The sequence below is a fragment of the Enterococcus sp. AZ089 genome (assembly GCF_050547225.1).
GTDB lineage: Bacteria > Bacillota > Bacilli > Lactobacillales > Enterococcaceae > Enterococcus_D > Enterococcus_D entomosocium.
Map to the genome: position 1 here is coordinate 2604259 of NZ_CP172954.1, position 20196 is coordinate 2624454.

The 20196-nt window shown below is 44.6% G+C and carries 18 protein-coding genes, 1 tRNA gene and 1 other annotated feature; of the genes, 5 read left to right on the top strand and 14 right to left on the bottom strand.

Annotation, left to right across the window (positions count from 1 at the left end; translation table 11 throughout):
- From IGJ01_RS12050 to IGJ01_RS12060, 3 genes are read right to left on the bottom strand one after another with little or no spacing between them, the layout of a single operon-like run.
- Positions 1-282, bottom strand: coding sequence for a PTS sugar transporter subunit IIB (locus IGJ01_RS12050; protein WP_005225413.1), 282 nt, complete (start codon positions 280-282; stop codon positions 1-3).
- 12 nt (positions 283-294) lie between these two features.
- Complete coding sequence (locus tag IGJ01_RS12055) at positions 295-723, bottom strand: PTS sugar transporter subunit IIA (protein ID WP_061054433.1); 429 nt, start codon at positions 721-723, stop codon at positions 295-297.
- Positions 720-2360 carry a BglG family transcription antiterminator gene (locus IGJ01_RS12060; RefSeq protein ID WP_016621432.1) on the bottom strand — a complete coding sequence of 547 codons (1641 nt, stop codon included), beginning with the start codon at positions 2358-2360 and terminating at the stop codon, positions 720-722. Before IGJ01_RS12060 ends, IGJ01_RS12055 begins: the two co-directional genes overlap by 4 nt.
- A gap of 201 nt (positions 2361-2561) precedes the next feature.
- Between IGJ01_RS12060 and ypfJ the strand changes: the two genes are divergently transcribed.
- Positions 2562-3452 carry a KPN_02809 family neutral zinc metallopeptidase gene (ypfJ, locus tag IGJ01_RS12065; protein WP_008379150.1) on the top strand — a complete coding sequence of 297 codons (891 nt, stop codon included), beginning with the start codon at positions 2562-2564 and terminating at the stop codon, positions 3450-3452.
- A gap of 285 nt (positions 3453-3737) precedes the next feature.
- On the opposite strand, the gene IGJ01_RS12070 is transcribed toward ypfJ, so the two are convergent.
- The 6 genes from IGJ01_RS12070 to IGJ01_RS12095 form a co-directional block, all read right to left on the bottom strand.
- Positions 3738-4553, bottom strand: a complete 816-nt coding sequence (locus tag IGJ01_RS12070) for an ABC transporter permease subunit (RefSeq protein ID WP_429969729.1) — start codon at positions 4551-4553, stop codon at positions 3738-3740.
- Complete coding sequence (locus tag IGJ01_RS12075; RefSeq protein WP_016621435.1) at positions 4550-5434, bottom strand: ABC transporter ATP-binding protein; 885 nt, start codon at positions 5432-5434, stop codon at positions 4550-4552. The genes IGJ01_RS12070 and IGJ01_RS12075 overlap by 4 nt, the downstream gene beginning before the upstream one ends.
- 445 nt (positions 5435-5879) lie before the next feature.
- The gene (locus tag IGJ01_RS12080) at positions 5880-6710 is read right to left on the bottom strand and encodes an energy-coupling factor transporter transmembrane component T family protein (RefSeq protein ID WP_005234547.1); all 831 of its coding nucleotides are present in this window, start codon (positions 6708-6710) and stop codon (positions 5880-5882) included.
- Positions 6700-8409: an ABC transporter ATP-binding protein gene (locus tag IGJ01_RS12085; RefSeq protein WP_429969728.1), complete on the bottom strand. Its 1710-nt coding sequence runs from the start codon at positions 8407-8409 to the stop codon at positions 6700-6702. Before IGJ01_RS12085 ends, IGJ01_RS12080 begins: the two co-directional genes overlap by 11 nt.
- Positions 8410-8435: 26 nt before the next feature.
- Positions 8436-8990, bottom strand: a complete 555-nt coding sequence (locus IGJ01_RS12090) for an ECF-type riboflavin transporter substrate-binding protein (protein WP_005234545.1) — start codon at positions 8988-8990, stop codon at positions 8436-8438.
- Entirely contained in the window at positions 8987-9835 is an 849-nt protein-coding gene (locus tag IGJ01_RS12095) for an SAM hydrolase/SAM-dependent halogenase family protein (protein ID WP_008379156.1), read from the bottom strand. Before IGJ01_RS12095 ends, IGJ01_RS12090 begins: the two co-directional genes overlap by 4 nt.
- 92 nt (positions 9836-9927) lie before the next feature.
- Positions 9928-10167: a binding site (T-box leader), on the bottom strand.
- A 631-nt stretch (positions 10168-10798) separates the two neighbouring features.
- On the opposite strand from IGJ01_RS12095, the gene IGJ01_RS12100 reads away from it, so the two are divergent.
- A tRNA-Leu gene (locus IGJ01_RS12100) sits at positions 10799-10880 on the top strand.
- Positions 10881-10973: 93 nt separating this feature from the next.
- Here the strand turns inward: IGJ01_RS12100 and IGJ01_RS12105 are convergent.
- Positions 10974-12626, bottom strand: coding sequence for a peptide ABC transporter substrate-binding protein (locus IGJ01_RS12105; protein WP_016613664.1), 1653 nt, complete (start codon positions 12624-12626; stop codon positions 10974-10976).
- A 561-nt stretch (positions 12627-13187) separates the two neighbouring features.
- On the opposite strand from IGJ01_RS12105, the gene IGJ01_RS12110 reads away from it, so the two are divergent.
- Positions 13188-13640, top strand: a complete 453-nt coding sequence (locus IGJ01_RS12110; protein WP_005234539.1) for a DIP1984 family protein — start codon at positions 13188-13190, stop codon at positions 13638-13640.
- Positions 13641-13875: 235 nt separating this feature from the next.
- Here IGJ01_RS12110 and IGJ01_RS12115 read toward each other — a convergent pair whose 3' ends face one another.
- The 4 genes from IGJ01_RS12115 to IGJ01_RS12130 all read right to left on the bottom strand — a co-directional run bounded on the left by IGJ01_RS12115 (position 13876) and on the right by IGJ01_RS12130 (position 17152).
- Complete coding sequence (locus tag IGJ01_RS12115; RefSeq protein ID WP_034872352.1) at positions 13876-14592, bottom strand: NADPH-dependent F420 reductase; 717 nt, start codon at positions 14590-14592, stop codon at positions 13876-13878.
- Complete coding sequence (locus tag IGJ01_RS12120; protein WP_008379161.1) at positions 14585-15646, bottom strand: LLM class flavin-dependent oxidoreductase; 1062 nt, start codon at positions 15644-15646, stop codon at positions 14585-14587. Before IGJ01_RS12120 ends, IGJ01_RS12115 begins: the two co-directional genes overlap by 8 nt.
- Positions 15647-15806: 160 nt before the next feature.
- On the bottom strand, positions 15807-16169 hold the full coding sequence (locus IGJ01_RS12125; protein ID WP_016613668.1) for a TIGR02328 family protein: 363 nt from the start codon (positions 16167-16169) through the stop codon (positions 15807-15809).
- Between the two features lie 14 nt (positions 16170-16183).
- Positions 16184-17152: an NADP-dependent oxidoreductase gene (locus IGJ01_RS12130; RefSeq protein ID WP_042890454.1), complete on the bottom strand. Its 969-nt coding sequence runs from the start codon at positions 17150-17152 to the stop codon at positions 16184-16186.
- A gap of 267 nt (positions 17153-17419) precedes the next feature.
- On the opposite strand from IGJ01_RS12130, the gene IGJ01_RS12135 reads away from it, so the two are divergent.
- Positions 17420-18499, top strand: a complete 1080-nt coding sequence (locus IGJ01_RS12135; protein ID WP_086297646.1) for an ABC transporter substrate-binding protein — start codon at positions 17420-17422, stop codon at positions 18497-18499.
- The gene (locus IGJ01_RS12140; RefSeq protein ID WP_430601119.1) at positions 18500-20104 is read left to right on the top strand and encodes an amidohydrolase; all 1605 of its coding nucleotides are present in this window, start codon (positions 18500-18502) and stop codon (positions 20102-20104) included. It abuts the gene before it with no gap.
- Positions 20105-20196: the final 92 nt, after the last annotated feature.

Sequence of the window (20196 nt, forward strand, 5' to 3'; positions counted from 1 at the left end):
TTATCCCTCTCTTTCAGCTAAAAATTTTTCCATTTGCTGTTTGACTTCTTCTTTATCCATATACTTTTTGATTGGATAAACGGGTGCTTTCACGGATGCTTTTAACTCATTCAATAATTCATTACTCGTAAAATAAACATCTGCTGGTGTCGCTTTTGCCGTTGATAAATCAGTATTCTCGGCAGTTGCCGTCAACCCTAACTCTTTGATCACCTTATCGATCGTCATCTTCAATACCATTGAGCTTCCTACACCAAATCCACATACTGCTAAAATTTTCATATCCTTTTCCTCCTATTGGAATAATTGACAAATTTGTTCCCGATCGCCATTTAATATCACGTTGTATTTTTCTTCATCCATAAAGATCGCCATGATCTCTTTCAAGCTTTCTAGATGGCTTTCACTATCTGCGGCGGCTAAGACAAGAAATATCCGCACCGGTTTGCCCTCAAGATCGATGGGCTGTTTCGTTACTAAAAGGCTCATACTTTGCTCCAAAACCCCTTCTCCAGGACGGGCATGCATCAGAGCAAAGTAATCCGCCAACACCATGTAAGGACCATTTTCTTCCACGCTTTGAATCATCGCTTCGATGTAAGCTGACGTGATCAGCGCTTCATCGAGCAAGGGCTGACTGGCTAATTTTACGGCTGAGCGCCAATCTGCCACTGTCTCATCCGTCTGTATATGCTTCTCAGGCAAAGAATCCTTCACTTTCATTCTGATTTAACCTCCAACATTTTTGATAGGAACCATTCTTTGTTTTCGATTCCTTGCATGATCAATTTCATCATTGGTTCCACCTTTTGCGTCTCATCCTCTCGGATCATCAATAAAATAATGATGTCGGCTTTTTGGTTGCCCCATTCTACTGGCTGATCCAAAAGCAGGATCGAGATCGCTGTTTTTTCGACATAATTCGGATTGCCATGAGGGATGGCAAAGCCATTATCTAAATAGGTTGATTGTAGCTGCTCTCTTTCAATGACGGATTGCCGAAACTGCGCTTTTCGTTTTTCATCACTAAAAGGGGTTTGTTCGATCAGAAAATTGATGGCTTCTGTTTTGCTGGCAAATCGCTCGAAAAAGACGGTTGGCTGGATCATCGATTGGGCTTGAAGAAGTAAACCATTTTGATCGACCACCGCCTCATTATCGATGACTAAATCGATGTAGTGATTCATGATCCGCTTCATGTCGCGATTGGTCACCATAGGCGAGATCCGCACCACAGGTTTTTGAATCCCGACAAGATCGATGGTTGAAATAATAAAATCGATCGCCGAGATGTCCATCTGCTTTAATTTTTCTACTGAAACGGTTTCGATACTGTCAATCTCTGGCAGAATGCGACGAATTTTCGCAGAGACAAACGAGCTAGTGCCGACGCCATTAGGACAGACAAAAATGATTTTGTTCATGCGGCGCATTCGCTCGATCGCTGCTTGAAAATGGATTGTGACAAATCCGATCTCATCATCAGAGATCCCCACTTGATACGCTTTCAAAAAATCATGGAGCGAGAACCAGACCACGCCATACAAGGCAGGATAGTTTTGTTTGATTTCCTCTAACAAAGGGTTGATGACTGTGGTTTGCGCTTCGATCCGCAACAGCAGTTGATACAGATGGATCGTCACATCTTCTTCCAATCGATTGTCTTGGGTCAAGTCGGTGCCTAAGCCTTCGCTGATTTTTTGAATCAAGTTACGCACTTTTCCCCGAAAGACGAAAGGAACTTTTTCACTTTTCATAAAAAATTTCAAGCCGCTACCGACAATCAGGTAGGTTAGATATTGCACTTCTTTTGGTGAAAATTGATAAATGTGTTGTTCTTCGATTTCTTTCAGTAGCTCATAGACTAACGGATATTTGTCGAACTCCAAAAACAGCTTCCCCACTTGGCGGTTTTCTTCAATCACTAAGTTTTCCGCATGACTCGCCCGCTCGATCAGCAGCACGATGGAAAGGACAATACTTTGGATATAGCTGTCGGGCATTTCCACTTGTTTTTCCATTAACGCTCGACGAAAGGCCTGATTTACTTCCTGGTATTTCGCAGGTTCCACCAACAAGGAAAACGCCGCTGGTTGATCCAGCATCATTAAGCAAAAGCGTTTGAGCACTCGATGGATCTGGGATTCACTTCCTTCAAAAAATGTACCTGAATTATCAAATCTCAGACGTAAGCTTTCTTTTTGAAACAGCTCTTTTAAATAAGAAATATCTTTTGCAATACTGCTGCGGGAAACGAAATAATCCTCTGCTAACTGCTGATAGCTGAGGTGCTCGCCAGCAATCAACCGTTTAAAAATCAAAATCCTTCGTTCCGATGTCCCCGAATAATTCATTTTCATACGCTCACCCTCTACATCTATTTTATTGCTACTGTACCAAATTAGAAGGCTAATTGTTAGATTAAAGAATGATTAAAAGGAGTGTACACTTTGATTTTTAAGGCTCCTGAAGGCATTTTATAACAATTTCAAGGCGCTTTTTTTCACAATCTGCCGCCTTTCTCTTATAATTAAGCTAGGATTTCTATAGGAGGAGATAACATGAAATGGCGTGGGGGTAGACAAAGCAGCAATGTCGATGATCGAACGGGGCGATCATCTGGCTCAGGTGGGATGTTGGCTGCTGGTGGCGGGATCGGTACGGTGATCATCGCTGTTTTATTTTTCCTGTTTAGCGGTGGTGATTTAAATTCGCTGCCGGATGTCTTGGGTGGCAGCGGACAAGCAGCCAATTACCAGACAGAAAATGTGGGCACCAGTGAGTACACGGAAGAAAAAGAGTTTTCCGCAGTCGTGTTCGGCTATTTAGAAGATTACTGGCAAGACGTTTTTCAAGAGCGGCAAGAAACCTATCAAGACCCAACACTCGTATTATTTACGGGAAGTGTCCAGTCGGCATGCGGCTATGCCACGTCACAGGTTGGTCCGTTTTATTGCCCAGCAGATGAGAATGTGTACCTTGATCTGAGTTTTGCCAATGAGCTTTCTGATAAATATGGCGCAAGCGGCGACTTTGCAATGGCCTATGTCATCGCCCATGAAGTCGGTCATCATGTGCAAAATGAGCTGGGGATCACCCAACAATTGGACAAAATCCGCCAGCAAGTTTCAGAGAAGGAGTACAACCAGTACAGCGTTCGCTTGGAGTTGCAAGCTGACTACTTAGCTGGTACCTTTGCGAAATATTTGCAAGGCGAAACCTATCAAGGACAGCCGATTTTAGAAGCTGGCGATATTCAAGAAGCGATCACGGCTGCCAATGCCATCGGGGATGATACGCTGCAAAAAGAATACCAAGGCTATGTTGTTCCAGATAGTTTTACGCACGGCACATCGCAGCAGCGCGTGGACTGGTTTAACCGTGGCTATCATTATGGTGACTTAGCACATGGCGACACCTTCAATGTCGATAGCCTTGATTTGAGCAAGTAGCTTCAACTAAAAAATCACTCCGAAACAGCATGAACCGCCTGCTGCTTCGGAGTAATTTTAGGTTCTTGTTGTCCCTTCAAGCCTTTTGGTGAAGGGATGCTTTACGCTTTCTTAACTTTCGCAATGATTTTTTCGCAAAAACGTGCCTGCTTCGTCATACTTTTTTCACATTTCGAGACTATTATATAAGCATACCAACAAACAACCCTAACACTTTTTCATTTTTACTCCTTTGCCTGTCAGTCCCCGCTGACAGGCTCTTTTTTTGTCTTTTGATTGTTGTGCTCAGACCTGCAAGTCTTTGCGCTCGTAACGGTAAAAGGTGCCAAAGAAACACAATACACCGATCAGCAGGACCCATAGGACTGATGTGGCGCCGTTATCCATGAGTTGAACGGGTAATGCCATCCGCACAGGCGAAAGTCCTGCCAGCCATTCCAATTTATCGTAGAGTTCCCCCACGATGCCAAGCAAATACAGCCCGAACACGCAGCCTAAGCCGACACTTGCGGTTTGTTTGCTGGAACGCAAGATCGTGGATAAAAAGAAACCTAGACAGAGGAAGAAGACTAAGACACCATACTCGGCAACGAAGATTTTGCTGATTTCTTCTATAAAAGAGGACAGGTCGTCTCCTGGTAGTTTGAATAGAGCAAACGAGGCCAGACTACTGCCATAGGCAATCAGCCAAAAGCCAGTCAGCAGCAACAATCGGGCGAGGAACTTCCACCCAACGATTTCTCTGCGGCTAATAGGCTGAGCATATAAATACTCGATCGTTCCTTCTGATTCTTCAGTGATCAGACTGTTCAAGCCTAAAAGTATCCCATAAATACACGCGGCGATAAATAAGTATTGAAAGTAGTACCCGAAAAAGCCTGTCGGTGAAACCAAGCTTGAGGGTCCTGTCAGTTGGATGTTAAAGATGCTTAGTAATTCTGGGCTGAAAGAGCCCAACATCTGGTCTAAGGACGTTTTCATTTCTGGCGTGATCATTTGAGGATAGATAGCCGTAAATGCAAAAATGATTGCTGCAAAAAGGATCGTCCAGACCAGCCAGCCTTTGAAGGTATTTTTAAGGTCGATTTTCATTAAAGTCATTTTTGAGAACCTCCTTCATAGAGCAGCATAAATTGCTGTTCAAGGGTTGGGTGTTCGATCGTGAACTCTTTAATGGCAGGATTGGTTAAAAAATGTGCCAGCTGATTCATGTCCCCTTGATAGAAAAAACGCAAGGTGTGTGATTCCTGAGCAAGAACTTGCACGTTTTCCAAGCCGGCTAATGAGAGGCTCCCCTCATTCGTGAGCGTTACAACTTTGCCGAAATTTTCTTCCTCACTCAGTTCTTTCACGGTGATGATCTGTCCTTCACGAATAAAGGCGGTCCGATGGGCATAGGTCTGAATTTCATGCAAATCATGGCTAGATAGAAAAATCGTCATCCCCTGTTTGTTTCTTCTAAGGAGCTCTTCAAACAGCCGTTTTTGAATCAAGGGATCTAAGCCATTGGTCGGTTCATCTAAAATCAACATTCTCGGTTGTGCAATCAAGGCGCTCGCAAGCCCGACTTTTTTCTTGTTGCCCAAAGAAAGTTCTGCGATCGATTTGTTTGGATCAATTTGAAAAAGCTCCATCAAATTCTGAATCTCTTTTTTTGGCTGCTTGACTTGATGAAAATCTGCCGTAAATGCCAGCAATTCTGCTGTCGTCATTTTTGAATAAAACCGTACATCACTGGAAACATATCCAGTAAACGTCTTGATTTCTTTGGCTGCTTGTTGGCAATCTCGTCCAAAAATCGCCGCATGCCCTGCATCCGGTTTAATAAAATTCAACAATACTTTGATGGTCGTTGATTTTCCCGCACCATTTGGTCCGATAAAGCCAAAAATCTCTCCTTCTGCCACTTGCAATGATACATTCTCGATGGCGTACTTCTTGTTGTATTGTTTGCTTAATCCGTTGATCGTAATGGCATCCATCCTGTCCCCTCCTTGTACTGCTTTGATGCCATCAGTGTAGCCTTATTTCGTGTTTCCGTCAATCAAAGATCTAAAAGGGTTCCGCTGGAATGTTTTACGAAAATCATCAAAAGATTGACACACTTCTATTACTTTCTCTTCCGATATTTTTCACATTTTCCCGCTATTATCAATACATACCAACAAACAACCCTAACACTTTTTCATTTTTACTCCTATCCCGCCAGTCCCCGCTGGCGGGCTCCTTTTTTTTATCGGCAAAAAAACGCAGACCTAGCAGCAACTGGCTTTAGCAAATGTAGCACTCGCTAAAGTCAATTGACTGACTGTCCTGCGTTTTTTGTCTCGATCATTTATGGGACCGGATGAATCAGAGTTGATTCATCCGTCCCACTTTCATTATTGACAATGAGTCCGTTTTTTTAAGTTTTCATGTGTTGATTTGTTAACGAAACGGATTGTAGAAGCGTCCGCCATTAAGGACCATCAAGAACAATCCAAGCGCCACGATCAAGCAAACGACAGCAATCGCCAAGAGATCTTTGCCTTGGATCGGCTTAGCTTTCAGCCAGGTACGCTGCTTATGCTTGCCAAACCTTCTTAGCTCCATGGCAGCAGAAATATGGTCGATCCGTTCCAAGCTGGAAAAAATCAAAGGAATCGCGATCGCGACATTGCCTGCCACTCGTTTGCGCAAAGGTGCTTTTTTAGAAAGCTCCACGCCCCGTGCTTGCTGCGCTTTGGCAATGGTTCGAAAATCCTCTTGAATATCAGGGATGTAACGCAAAGCCAGTGCGACTGCATAGGCGATCTTGTAGGAAATCCCGATGCGGTTGATACTGGACGCCAACTCGCTTGGATTAGTGGTAAACAGGAAAATCAACCCTGGCGGAATCGTGACAAAATATTTGATCAACAGATTCAACTCATAAAACACTTGCTCTTGGGTCAATGTATACCGACCGATCCCTTCGAAAATCACGTGGCGCGTCCCGTAGATCTCCACCCCGTATTCTGGAGCGAAAAGATAGACCGCCACCAAATTCAAAATCGAAAAGAAGATGATAAATTTCAACACAAAAGCGATATCTCGGTAGCGAATTCCAGCACTGGCAAATAGAAAGACCGAAAACAATGCCAGTCCAATAAGAAAACGCGTATCATAAGAGATCATCCCGATAACGGATAGCAGCAAAAAACAAATCAGTTTTGCGGCACCGCTTAATTGGTGGATCCACGTTTTGCGGTCAAGATAGCCGATTAGATTACTCTCCATCGTGTCCCTCCTTCTCGCTGGCAATGAAGGCGGCAGTAAAAGCGGCGGGATCTGTCAACTGGTTAAGGGTCGCCAGTGTATACAAGCTGGTTTCTTTAAGGTTCGCGGCACTCACCACTTGTTTGTCTGCTAAAACAACTTCTGGCGGTGCGTCCAGCAAAATCGTTCCTTGCGTCAAAACGATCGTCCGCTGTGTATACTCCAACATCAGGTGCATATCGTGGGTGATCATAACAATCGTTAATCCCCGCTGGTTCAACTCCTGTAAAAATTGCATCATTTCGGTGTAATGGCGATAGTCTTGTCCCGCTGTCGGCTCATCCAATAAAATGAGTTCAGGATCTAAGACGAGGATCGCTGCAATGGCGGCTCGGCGTTTTTGCCCATGACTTAGTGCCGACAATGGCCATGAGCGAAACGGATAAAGACCACAAATTTTCAAGGTCTGATGAACTTTTTCTGTGATTTCAGCCTCTGGGACATTTCGGTTGCGCAAGCCTAAGGCAACTTCGTCAAACAGGAAGTTTTTTGACAGCATTTGATTGCTGTTTTGCAAAACATACCCGATTTTTTGCGCTCGTTCTTTGATGGAATCATTGCCCATGTCTGTTCCTTGCCAAAGCAACTTGCCAGAAGTCGGTGTCAAAAAGCCGGTAATCAAATGGGACAAGGTCGATTTTCCTGCGCCATTATGCCCAACCAAACTAATCATCTCTCCTTGATGGATGGTAAAATCCAGTGCCTGCAAGATTGGTTTGCCCACTTGGTAAGAAAACGATAAATTCTTCGCTTCCAACAACGGCGGCTGTTGGCTAGGAAGTGCCGATTTCGGATATTCCTTTTGAAACCTAGTCAGTTTTTCGGCAATCTCAGGTGATGCAAATGCTTCTATCGCGACCAAATCAGCAGCATCGGTCACAGGAACCCCCACTTTTTTTAAGGCGGCTAAATACAGTGGTTCACGAATGCCGACTTGCTGCAGCATGTCCGTTTTTAATAGTTCATTCGGTGTACTGTCGGCAATGATGCGGCCTTCTTCCATCACGATGATGCGATCGACAGCGGCGGCTAACACTTCTTCTAAGCGATGTTCGATGATGATGGTGGTAAAACGCTTCTCTTGATACAGCTGGTCGATCATTTTGATGGCTTCCACACCTGTTTGCGGATCTAAGTTGGCTAGGGGCTCATCAAATAGTAGAATCGGTGTTTCGTCGATCAAAACACCTGCCATTGAAACACGCTGCTTTTGGCCACCCGATAATTCCTGCGGTTTTTTTGCCAAATGATCCATTAAGTCGGTCTTTTCTGCCCAAACGCGCAGCGCCTCCTGCATCACAGCTTGACTACGCTGATCGTTTTCCAAGGAAAACACGATATCTTCTGCTACGGTCAAACCTACAAATTGGCTATCGGTGTCTTGCAGCACCGTGCCAACGGTCAAAGACAGCTCATAGATGGAAGCTTGCCCAAAGGCATTGGTACCGATCGTCAATGCTCCGGTACTACTACCTTCGTCATTTTGCGGGATCAAACCGTTCAAACATTTTCCTAATGTACTTTTGCCAGAACCGCTAGCACCGACGATCAGGACTTTTTCTCCTTCAAAGATCGTTAGATCGATGTTTTTCAAGGTCGGTTCCGCTTGTGCATCATATTGGAAAGAAAAATTCGTAAATTGAATGATTTTTTGTTTCATTTTTTAGCCTTCACACATTTCTTTGTTTAGGATTCCTTGCTCAAGCTGCCTTTTTTGGTTTTGGTTTGGGCATAGGCTTTTAGCAGGATCACTCCGATTATCCCAGTTACGACTGCGTTGGTCAATCCCGCAATGACTCCTTGCGCAAAGACTTTGTTCGCTGGTTCGCCATAGATCAAAATATCACCGATTGGGGCAATGATCACCCAGACGACCAAATTTGCGATCGATTCACCAATCAAGAAGGTCCGAATTTCTTTAGCGCCAAAGGTTCCTTGCTGGATTGGAATCCAACGAGTCAAAAGTCCGAAGAACACACCTAAGATCCCAGAGGCGGCGATCCAAGACCACCACGGACCATAAGTCGTCAAATCTCCTAGGGCATGGCCGATAAAGCCCGCTAAACCAGCAACGATTGGACCGTAGACAACGCCTAATAATGCCAAGAAAGGATAGGCTGTGGCGATATCTGTATTTGGAAAACCAGTCGGAATCGTGACGAAACGTTTTAAGACGAAAAAGACGGCAGCACCGATTCCGATAGCAACAATGTGTTTTACTGTAAATTTTGATTGATTCATTTTTCATTTCTCCTTTTTTTGAGGGTAATTTTCCAATTCGTGCCAGTCCCGATTTTATAGGTTTCAGCAAATGAAGCCAAGTTGAGCCCTAAACCAATATTCAATAGGGAATTGACATATAAGACAGGTTCATTTTCCGACACTTGCGCAAAAGAGCGTCCGAAACGCACTTCTTCTTGATAACGCAGCGTATCTTGGTAATAAATACTGACGAGCAGCGGCTCATTGTACTGTACCTGCCATTGCTTAAAGAACGTATGGGGAATATTCGTCCACAACGAACCAAAACGAATATCAAGAATATCGATCGTGCCAGTGATCGTTTCTGCTGTTTGGCTTGGCTTTTCAATGGCAAAGACTTGGATCGCTTTTTTAGGTTCGGGTGTTCCTAGCTCATCAAAGCTGATGGCGCCACTGGCGAGACGCGCGGCGTTATACATATAAACATCCCGACCATGAAATGTATGGCTTTCGGCTGATCCTGCCAACCGCTCAGTTGCCTCATTGATCACCCGTAGTTCAGTGATTCCGATATAAGTCGCTAAATAAGTCAGTGTGCCATTATCTGGTGTCAAAACCAACTGTCCGGTCGCCAACTTGGCAACCACACTTCGTCGATCAGACCCTACGCCAGGATCGACCACTGAAACAAAGACCGTTCCTGCCGGCCAATAGGTGACGCTTTGCAGCAGACGATAGCTGGCATCATGAATGTTGTATGGCTCGATCTCATGAGTCAAATCAGCAATGACCAGCTCTGGTGCCACTTGATAAGCTACCCCGTACATCGCATTAACCGCTCCATCTTGCAAACCAAAATCGGTTTGAACCACTAATTTGTGCATTTTTCTCTCCTCCCAACAACCTTTCTCCTTTTTAACAAAACCTGCGCTTGAAACAGCTGACCGTGCAGACACAAAAAAAGCCCTTAGCCAAAGCTAAGGGCATCACCTGCGGTACCACCTTAATCTGCAAAACCTTCACAGGCTTCACCTCATTCAGTACCCGAAAACACTCGGAGACTGTCGCTTGTTAACGGGGCAACCGTATTTTCCTAATTAGTCAGAAAATCCGCTCCAAAGTCATTTTCAAATCATTCGTTGTCGTTCCTTCCCACCTACCGGAACTCTCTGCTAGACAACTTCCTTGATTCTACTTTCTTTTTCATCGCGTTTGCATTTTGTTTCATTTAAATTATCAAAGCTTGTGCCTTTTGTCAATTCTCTTTTAAGAAAAATTTCAAACAGAAGGCATAATTTGTCAAAAGATTCACGCAATTCCTAAATTTCGCTCGAAAATTCTTCATATTTTCTCGGTATGATACTTGTATACCAACAAACAACCCTAACACTTTTTCATTTTTACTCCTTCCCGCCAGTCCCCGCTGGCGGGCTCCTTTTTGTCTTCTGACTGTTTTACATGGATTCACTTTTTCTTGGCGATTTCTTCTCAGAATTCTGTTTGATTCGTCAACTTTTTTTCACATTTTCACGCTATTATAAATGCATACCAACAAACAACCCTAACACTTTTTCATTTTTACTCCTATCCCGTCAGTCCCCGCTGGCGGGCTCCTTTTTGTCTTCTGATTGTTTTATCTAGTTTCACTTTTTCTTGGCGATTTCTTCTCAGAATTCTGTTTGATTCGTCAATTTTTTTTCACATTTACACGCTATTATAAATGCATACCAACAAACAACCCTAACACTTTTTCATTTTTACTCCTATCCCGCCAGTCCCCGCTGGCGGGCTCCTTTTTGTGAGATTGGACTTGCATTTCTTCCTAGAAAGGATTATCTTTATCTTATGCGGAAGTGGCGGAATGGCAGACGCGCACGCTTCAGGCGCGTGTGAGTTTATCTCGTGTGGGTTCAACTCCCATCTTCCGCATTTAGCAGTTCAGCTTTCTGAACTGCTTTTTTTGTTGCAAAAAGCGCATGTTCATCGAATAAACATGCGCTCTTCATTCAGCTATTTTTCTCCTTATTCACTGACATAGGCGGTGCGGAAAAAGAAATGCGCGCCATAGGCTGGGAATTGGATGTCTTTTACATTTGATTTGATCAGATAATTTGAAGCACTCTGGTATAGAGGGACTTGCGCAGCATCTTGTTCCAACAAAATTTCTTCTGCCGCTTTGTAATCTTCAAAATATTGATCGGGGTCATTGGCATGAACGGTGCGAGCATCTTCCGTCAATGCCGTATATTCTTCGTTGACATAGCCGCCGTAGTTAAAGGAAGCGCCATTTTTGTATAAGATAAAGAACATATCCATGTCACTACTTCCAGCGATCCAGCCAGAAACGGAAAGCTCGTAATCACTATTTGCTCTTGATTGATTCAAGCTGGCACGTGGCTGTTTGTTGATGGAGATCGACAAGCCTGGCAAGTTTTCTTGCAGTTGGCTTTGCAAGTACTCCCCGATTTTTTGACCATTGTCATCATCTGTCACTAATAAACGCAACGTCGTACTTTCGCCAATTTCCGCTTGGGCTTTTTCCCACTCTTCCTTGGCCGCCTCTAAATCATACAAGTTGTAATCACCGCTATATGCTCGAAAATCTTCGCCAGTATTTGGATTCGTAGCTAAGCCGGTGGGGACCAGCCCGTTTAAAACTTTCGCTCCATCGTTCAACACATTATCCACGAGACTTTCTTTGTCGATCGCCAACGCGATCGCTTTACGCACATGAACATTTGCCAAGGCATCGTTGGCCGTTTTGTTAAAGTCTAAGAAAAAGTTCGCAACATCATTTTGCGTAACTAGCTCTTCATTGTCTCCATATTGTTGAACGTAGATCCCACTGATTTTTTGCAAATCCAGGTCGCCGCTTTCAAACAATTGGATCCCAGTATTTTCTTCTTTGATGGTGGAGCCTTTGATCTCCTCCAATTGAACGACATCAGCATCATAGTATTGGTCATTTTTCACCAATGTCCACTCATCCCCAGTCTGTTGCCAATCGGTCAAGGTAAAGGGACCAGAATACAGCAAATCTTCACTTGTACGAGCATAGGTATCACCTTTTTCTTCAACAAAGGCTTGGTTTTGCGGTGCCAACCAGCCGATGGAAATCAAGGATAAAAAGGATGGCTGTGGCTGCTCCAACTGCACGATAAAGGTCGCGTCATCTGGGGTCTCCAGACCAATCGTTTCTATATCAGCATTGCCTTCACGAATGTCTTTACTATTAACTACATTATCTAACAAATAGGCGTTAGGTCCCATCGTTGCTGGATCGACTAACTTTTTCCACGAATAAGCAAAGTCAGCTGAAGTGATCGCTTCGCCATTGCTCCACTTCGCATCCTCTCGCAAGGTAAAGGTATAGGTTTTGCCATCTTCACTGATTTCGACTCCTTCTGCCAAGCCCGGAACTGGTTCACTGTTTTCATCGAAACGGTAAAGCCCTTCGAATAAATGTTGAACGATGGTAAATGTTGCTTTATCCGTCGTTTGAGTCGTATCGAGAGTCGTCAGCTCAGCCGGTAGACTCACCGCAATCGCTTGATTCGGCGCTCCGTTAGTTTCAGCCTCTGATCCCTCGGTATTTCCTGTTGTCGTGCAGCCGGAAAGGGTCAACCCAATCACTCCTGCTGCAACCAATAAACGCTTCTTCCAGATCATTTCCATTCTTCCTCCTATGTGATTGCGCAACCAACGCAAGTGTTTTTCATGACGGCAAAAAACGCATTCATCGATAAAAAGAAAAAACCTCATCCCTTTGCTTATCAATTTTGACAAACAAAGGGACGAGATTTTCGTGTTACCACCCTTTTTCGCACCATCCTCACAAATGGCACCTCAACAGTACGCTAAGATACTTGGCACGATAACGGCTGCTTTCCGTCTGATTTGCGTGAACAAATCAGATCACTCAGAGCTCATCTTCACTTTTTTTCTGCTGCCCTTTCTCACCATCCGGGTTCTCTTCTAACAGATTCCAAAGCTACTCTTCTCTTCATCGTCTTTCTTTTTATCTAAAAAACAGGTAAATGACGTTTTTTTGTCTATTTCATGATTGTTATAAAGTATACTATTGGTGTTTTTGGAAGTCAACAAGAATTGCGAATATTCAGTTTTTTATGATTTTTCTGGCAGACTTTTTTTGCATCTTGCTTGCCTTTCATCACGTTCTTCTCTAGGATAAGAACTAGATAAGCTGTTCTCATTTGTAAAAAGGAGTGTGCCAAAATGAAATTAGCAGAAGCGTTACTTTTAAGACGGGATTTGAACAATCGTCTGTTTCAATTACGTAACGAGATCTCTAGCAGTGTGTTAGTCCAAGAAGGCGATACCTTGGATCGTAGTATCACAGAATTGTTCAAGGAATACGATGAGATCAATCAACAATATTCAGAATTAGTCGTTGCCATCAATCGGAAAAATGCGACTGCCTCTTTAGCAGATAGTGCGTTATTACTGATGGAAGCACTAGAACAGCGAGAACAGCTGCGGCGCAAGCATGCACTGCTAACGCAAGCACTGGATGAAACCAAAGCAGCTCCCCGAATAGGTCGCAACGAAATTCGACTGGTGCGTACGATCGATACAAAAACGCTAACGGAGCAATTGAATGCGACCGCCAAGCAGCTGCGAGAATTAGATGGAAAGATCCAACAAACCAACTGGCTGGTAGATCTTTAATCAATATGGGTGGGTGTCAAAGGCGAGCACAAAGCAGGTACAGGCTGATATGTACACTATGGAACGTCTGGCAGAGACGTAAACGTAACAACCACTGCTTACGAATCACAATCGTAACAATCACATTGTATTTTTTAGCGACCACGTGCTGATTTGACTGGATGGGAAAAACCCTCTTCTTTTTTGAGAAGAGGGTTGTTTTTATCGTATCCAGTCGTACATGGAGGCGGCTCTTTTACTGCGAAGCCTGCTGCTTGTTACTCACAGCGGAAGGACGCGCCAGAAACGCTTGCCCTTTCTCACTGCTCCAAAACTCCTTCATCAATGCCGTCAATCCCTCTTTGGTTTGATTGGCACCAAAGAAAGGACTGCCGGGTTCCAACATGATGCCATTAGCTAAAGCACCGATAGGAAAGGGATCAAAGCCGAAAGCGTCAACGATTTCGTCTGTCTGATCGAGGGCGGTTTGGTCATCACCAGCAATGGCGATGGCTTTTTTGGCAGTTCCTTGAGCAGCCGTTCTCGTCAGCAAGGATTCCTCCTGGATATCGTGGTACCCCATATGATTGAATCCTTTGACTACTTTACTTTGGGAAAAATAGCGTTGCACACGTTCCGAAGAAGTCTGCTCGATGGATGAGTATTCTGTTTCTTTGCCATCGACTTCCCACCAATAATTCATGGCATCGATCACTAGCTTGCCAGCCAATGCTTCTGCCGGCAGCAGTTGGTACTTACTCAATGGGATTGCCAAAATGATCGTTTGGGCTTCTGTCATCACTTCAGCGGCATTTTTTGCGATCGCTCCCGGAGCCAACACAGAAACGGACAAGGCGATTTTTTCTGCTGGCTTCGTACTGGCGATCAAGACCCGATAGCCCGCCTGGGCACCAAGATTTGCGAGCGCTAAGCCTAACTTGCCTGCGCCTAAAATACCGATGGTTTTAGGCATTGCCATCACCTGCTGCCAACAATTCTTTCACCCGTGGAATCACTTTGGTTCCATACAATTCAATCGTTTTGAAACGGTCTTTTTGCAGCTGGCCGCCAGTACCGTAAACCAGATCAAAGCGTTCTACACCGACTTGCGGCATCATACGAGCGATTTTTTGCGCCACGGTTTCTGGACTGCCTACATAATAAGACCCATGTTCGACTTCAAAGTCAAAGCGCTCTTTGCTCATGGCTGGCCAGCCGCGATCAAGACCGATTTTGTCCATGCTCTTTTTGATGTAATTCCAGCCGATTTCATAGGCTTCTTCGTCGGTATCGGCGATCACACCATGAGAGTGCATGCCGATTGGTAAAATCGGTTGCCCTAGTTGCTGCGCTGCCTTTTTATATAGGTCAACATAGGGCGCAAAACGAGCGGGTTCGCCACCGATGATCGCTAACATAACAGGAAACCCATAACGGACGGCACGAATGATCGATTCAGGGGTTCCACCGACACCCACATAGGTATCTAGTTGATGCCCCTCAATTTTTGGAAAAACGTCGGCATGTTTTAAGGATTGCGTAAACTTGCCTTCCCAAGTTAATGGTTTGCCTTTTCTCAATTCACTGAACATTGCTGTTTTTTCTTCAAATAGTTCTTCATAATCTTGCAAGTCGTAGCCGAATAGAGGGAATGATTCAGTAAAAGATCCTCGTCCCAGCATGATTTGTGCGCGACCGTTCGACAACGCATCAACGGTCGCGAACCGTTCGTAGACCCGCACAGGATCATCCGAACTCAAGACAGTTACACCGGTACCTAATTTGATGGTTTTGGTAACCATTGCTAAAGCCGCTAGTACCGTATCAGGACTTGAGATCGAATATTCTTCCCGATGGTGCTCCCCTAAGGCAATGACATCGATGCCGACTTCATCGGCTAATTTTCCTTCTGCTACGATATTGCGCAACGATTCGCTGTAACTGATTCGTTCTTTCGTTGTATCATCAAAGGCTAGATCGCCAAAAGTATCTAACCCAAATTCAAGATTTCTGTGATTGATGGTCATTTTCTTTTCCTCATTTCTCATTTCTCATTACTGATTCTCTGTTCTCACTATAACAAGGAACAAAAAAAGTTGCGAACAATATGCTTACTTTTTGTAAGTTAACGATTTTAAAGCGAAAAAAACACTTTCCCGAACAAAAATTCAGGAAAGTGTTTGGTCTTTAAAGATAGATCCCCTTACGATGGAGATTCACTAAGCATTCTTCCAAGTATGCTTCATCATGTTCTGGATAGATCGGCGTAGTCAAAGGGACGGCTTGAACGGATGATTCCAGCGGCAGATTTTTGCCACGATACGCCGGATCGTACCATTCAGGTGCTGGCCGATAGCCTCGACGGGTCATTTCATCCAGCACTAACTGATGGTATTGAAACAATTTATAGGGTGGATGAGTAAAAACGTAATCGACGGTTGCATGCTTCTTGCCCCAGCCTAACCCTCGTAAGGCTGCTGCTTCACGATGCTGGCCTAACAGCTGCTGCCGAGGCAAAGCAGGTATCAGTGCTTCATGCCATAAGCGCATCGGTTCAGCCTCCTTTATTCTGCGTCTTGGCTGATGAAATTGTCTTGATTTTCAATAACGATCTTGCCGACCGCATGATGTGTCTCACTCAATGTGTGGGCATCGTAAATTCCTTGTGCCGTCAATGGGAAGGTTGCACCGATGACACTGTTGACTTTTTCTGCTTCGATCAGCTCTGTCAATTCTGCCAATTGTTTGCCGTTGGTTCGTAACCAAACTGCTTTGGCGAAGATGTCTTTTTCTTTTGCCAAGTCTTCGTCTTCAATACTCAAAATCGAGATCAGACGGCCCTTAGGTTTTAAGACAGTGAAACTTTTCTTCTGGGTGTCGCCCCCCATCGTATCAAAGACCAAATCGATGTCTTGCAAGACTTCTTCAAAATCTGTCGTGTGGTAATCGATGATCTCATCGGCACCAAGTTTTTGCAATAACTCATGGTTACGTGGACTAGCCGTCGTGATGACGTAAGCGCCAACTGCTTTGGCCAGTTGGATCGCATAGGTACCAACTCCGCCTGCTCCGGCATGGATCAAGACTTTTTCCCCTTCTTTTAAATGACCGTGTTCAAACAACGCTTGGTAAGCAGTCAAACCAGCTAATGGCACTGCAGCTGCTTCTGCGTAGTTTTGGTTTTCTGGTTTAATCGCTGCTAACTCAGCATCCACGATGGTATAATCAGCATACGTCCCAAAACGAGTCGTTTCAGGGCGGGCATAGATTGCATCACCAACTTTGAATTCTGTCACGTCAGCGCCTATTTCTACGATATCCCCTGCGACATCCCAGCCTAAAATAATTGGGAAGTCCCATGGAAACATTTGTTTCAAATAGCCTTCTCTTAATTTCCAATCGATTGGGTTGATGGATGTTGCGGCAACTTTGACTAATAATTGATTTGCTTTTAATTCTGGTAATTGGACCGTTGCTTCTTTTAATTGGTCTTTTCCACCATAGGCTTCAATAACGACAGCACGTGTTTCCATTGATGCTTCACTCCTTACATTCATTCTTCATCAAAGAGAGGTTCCTGTTTTTCCATCCCTTGATTTCTCACTTCCCTAGCTTAGGCAAAAGGAAGAAATTTGACAAATGATATGTTTGGAAACTGCCGCAGCCACCTGGCCATTCCTCCTGCTAAGCCTTGAAAGAAACGGGTTTATTTTTTCTTCATTTTTTTATTGCCTTTTCTTTAAAAATCAATTACGCTACTCAAGAAATACGAAATTGTAAAGAAAGAAGGAATTGATGAATTGAAAAGGTTGTGGGTATTTTTTGGCGGTGTGATCGGCATCACCGCATTGCTGTTTTTCGGTGCTTCGGTGTTAACGAAAGAATCGGGGGCAGCAACGTCGTCCGACAAAAATACAGTGATTATTTACAATTGGGGCGAATATATTGACCCCGAATTGATCAAAACATTCGAAACTGAGACTGGTTACTCAGTGATTTATAATACATTTGACTCCAACGAAGCGATGGAAACAAAAATCAAACAAGGCGGCTCACGCTATGATTTGGTTTTCCCTAGCGAATCGATCATTCCGAAAATGATCGAAGAAGGACTGTTAGTGCCTTTAGATCATCAGAAATTGACGGGAACGGAAGATCTGTCGCCTTTTTTGATGGACCAAACCTTTGATCCGGACAATACCTACTCGATCCCCTATTTTTGGGGCACGATCGGGATCATGGCAAATACTGAAGAAGTCGATGTTTCTTCGATCCATGGCTGGGGGGATTTATGGAACCCTGCATTTAAAAATGATGTATTGATGGTGGATGGTGCTCGTGAAACCTTAGGAATCGCGTTACAGACGCTCGGTCTTTCCCAAAATGAAAAAGACCCGACCAAAGTCGCCAAAGCCTTGAAGAAGCTTGAAAGTATCCGTCCCAATGTCAAAGCAGTTTTGACCGACGAGATCAAAACCTTGATGATCAACAACGATGCCCCTTTAGGAATCGGGTATTCGGGCGATGCCGCTTATGTGATGGCGGAAAATCCTGCCGTCACCTATATCGTTCCCAATGACGGCGGTGCGATTTGGACGGACAATTTTGCGATTCCGAAAACCGTTGGTAATCTTGAAGGAGCCTACGCCTTCATCAATTTTATGCTCCGCCCAGAAAATGCCGCACAAAATGCCGAATACGTAGGCTATGCCACGCCGAGTGAAACGGCCAAAGCCATGCTGCCGGCTGAACTGACTGCTGACAAAGCTTTCTACCCTGAGCCAAGTGCGATGGAACAAATGGAACATTATGAATACTTAGGAAAAGAAGCGGTTGAGCTTTACAACGACCTTTTCCTTGAATGGAAGTTGGGATTATAATTGTCACTATTACTAAAATCTGAACACATCTTTGATACCAAAACGAAAACGACTTTTGCGGGCTTTCTCCTGATAGAAGACCAGAAAATCACGGCTGTGGGTCCTCTTTCAGCGCTGCCAACACTTGCTGAAGACACCCAGGTCATTGATCTCAAAGAACAAATGATCATCCCGGGCTTTATTGATGCTCATGTTCATTTTTATCTTTCCGCATTACTCCATCAAGGGGCACTGACCCATCTTACGGGAGTGACAGAAGAAGCCGTTGCCCAGCAAGTGCCCGCGCTGCCCATCACCCATGGATGGAAAATCGGCATCGGCTGGTTCAGCAGTGATTTCGGTCAGCAAGTCTACCCAACGAAAGATTCGATCGACAACTATTGTGCCGACACGCCTGTCATGCTGATTTCCGGTGATGCCCACAGCATTTGGTTGAATAGCCAAGGGATCGCTGCTTTAGGGATCACACCTGAGAACTTGCCAACGGGGATCAGCGGGGAGGCATTGCTTGACGAAAACAGCGGACAATTAAGCGGCTGCTTTTTAGAAGCGATCGCCATTCATTATTTAGCAAAGGTCTTACAGTCATTCCAAGCGCAAAGCCCTGCTGCTTTTCTGACCTATATGAAACAGCTCAATCAATACGGCATCACGACGATCGGCGATGTTGCCTTGACAGGAGAAAGCTGGGACGATCTAGTCTATCCCACTCTTTATCGACAAACGGAAGCAGAAGCGACCCTGCGCGCTGTCTTTTATCCAGCCATGCGAGAAGACATCACGCAACTAAAAGAAACTTACCGTACGTATCGCTCCGAAAAAGTACAGATGGGCGGCGTCAAACAATTTTTTGACGGCGTGACGAGTACGCACACGGCTTTTTTAAAAGCGGAATATGAAACACCGTATTTTGCCGGTGATGTCGGGATGCCGTTGATCGATGTTCAACGGATGCGCCGCTTTATATTACAAGCTAACCAGCAAGACTGGCCGATGCGCATCCATACCATCGGTGATGAAGCGATTCGACAAGCACTCCTCTTTTATCAAGAAAGTGCTGCTGCTCACCCGCTTTCTAAAGGCAAAGCCAATACCTTGGAACACTTGGAAGTGATGGATGCCGCCGATTTGCCACTAGTTCGCCAAGAACAACTAGTACTCTCCGTACAGCCTAGCCATCTATTAGTCGGTTATGAGACCCTCGATGAAGAAGTAGGACCTCAGCGTGCCAGTCAAATGTTTCCTTTTCAATCCTTTCTAGAGCAAGGTGCCACCTTGGCTTTTGGGACTGATACGCCGATCGTGATCGACGTGACCCCTTTAGACTCGCTGTATTATGCGGTTGCTCGGCAAGAAAAAAATGGCCAGCCAGCAGGCGGATTGATGCCACAGGAAAAAATCACCATCGCCGATGCCCTCTATGCCCACACCGCAGGCGCCGCCAAAGCCTTGAGTCGGCAAGATATCGGTCAATTAGAAGTTGGCTGTTTAGCCGATCTTTGTATTTTGTCACAAAACATCTTGCCTTTAACTGCCGAAGAATTGCTTCAAACGACCGTTGAAGCCACCGTATTTGATGGACGATTTGTTTATTGGGGCAACTAACATGAACCCCTGATATGGACCACGCGTGTTTTACGCGTGGTTTTTGTTTTGTACGCGCTGAAATTGATACGCAAAAAAACTCCAGCACTTGT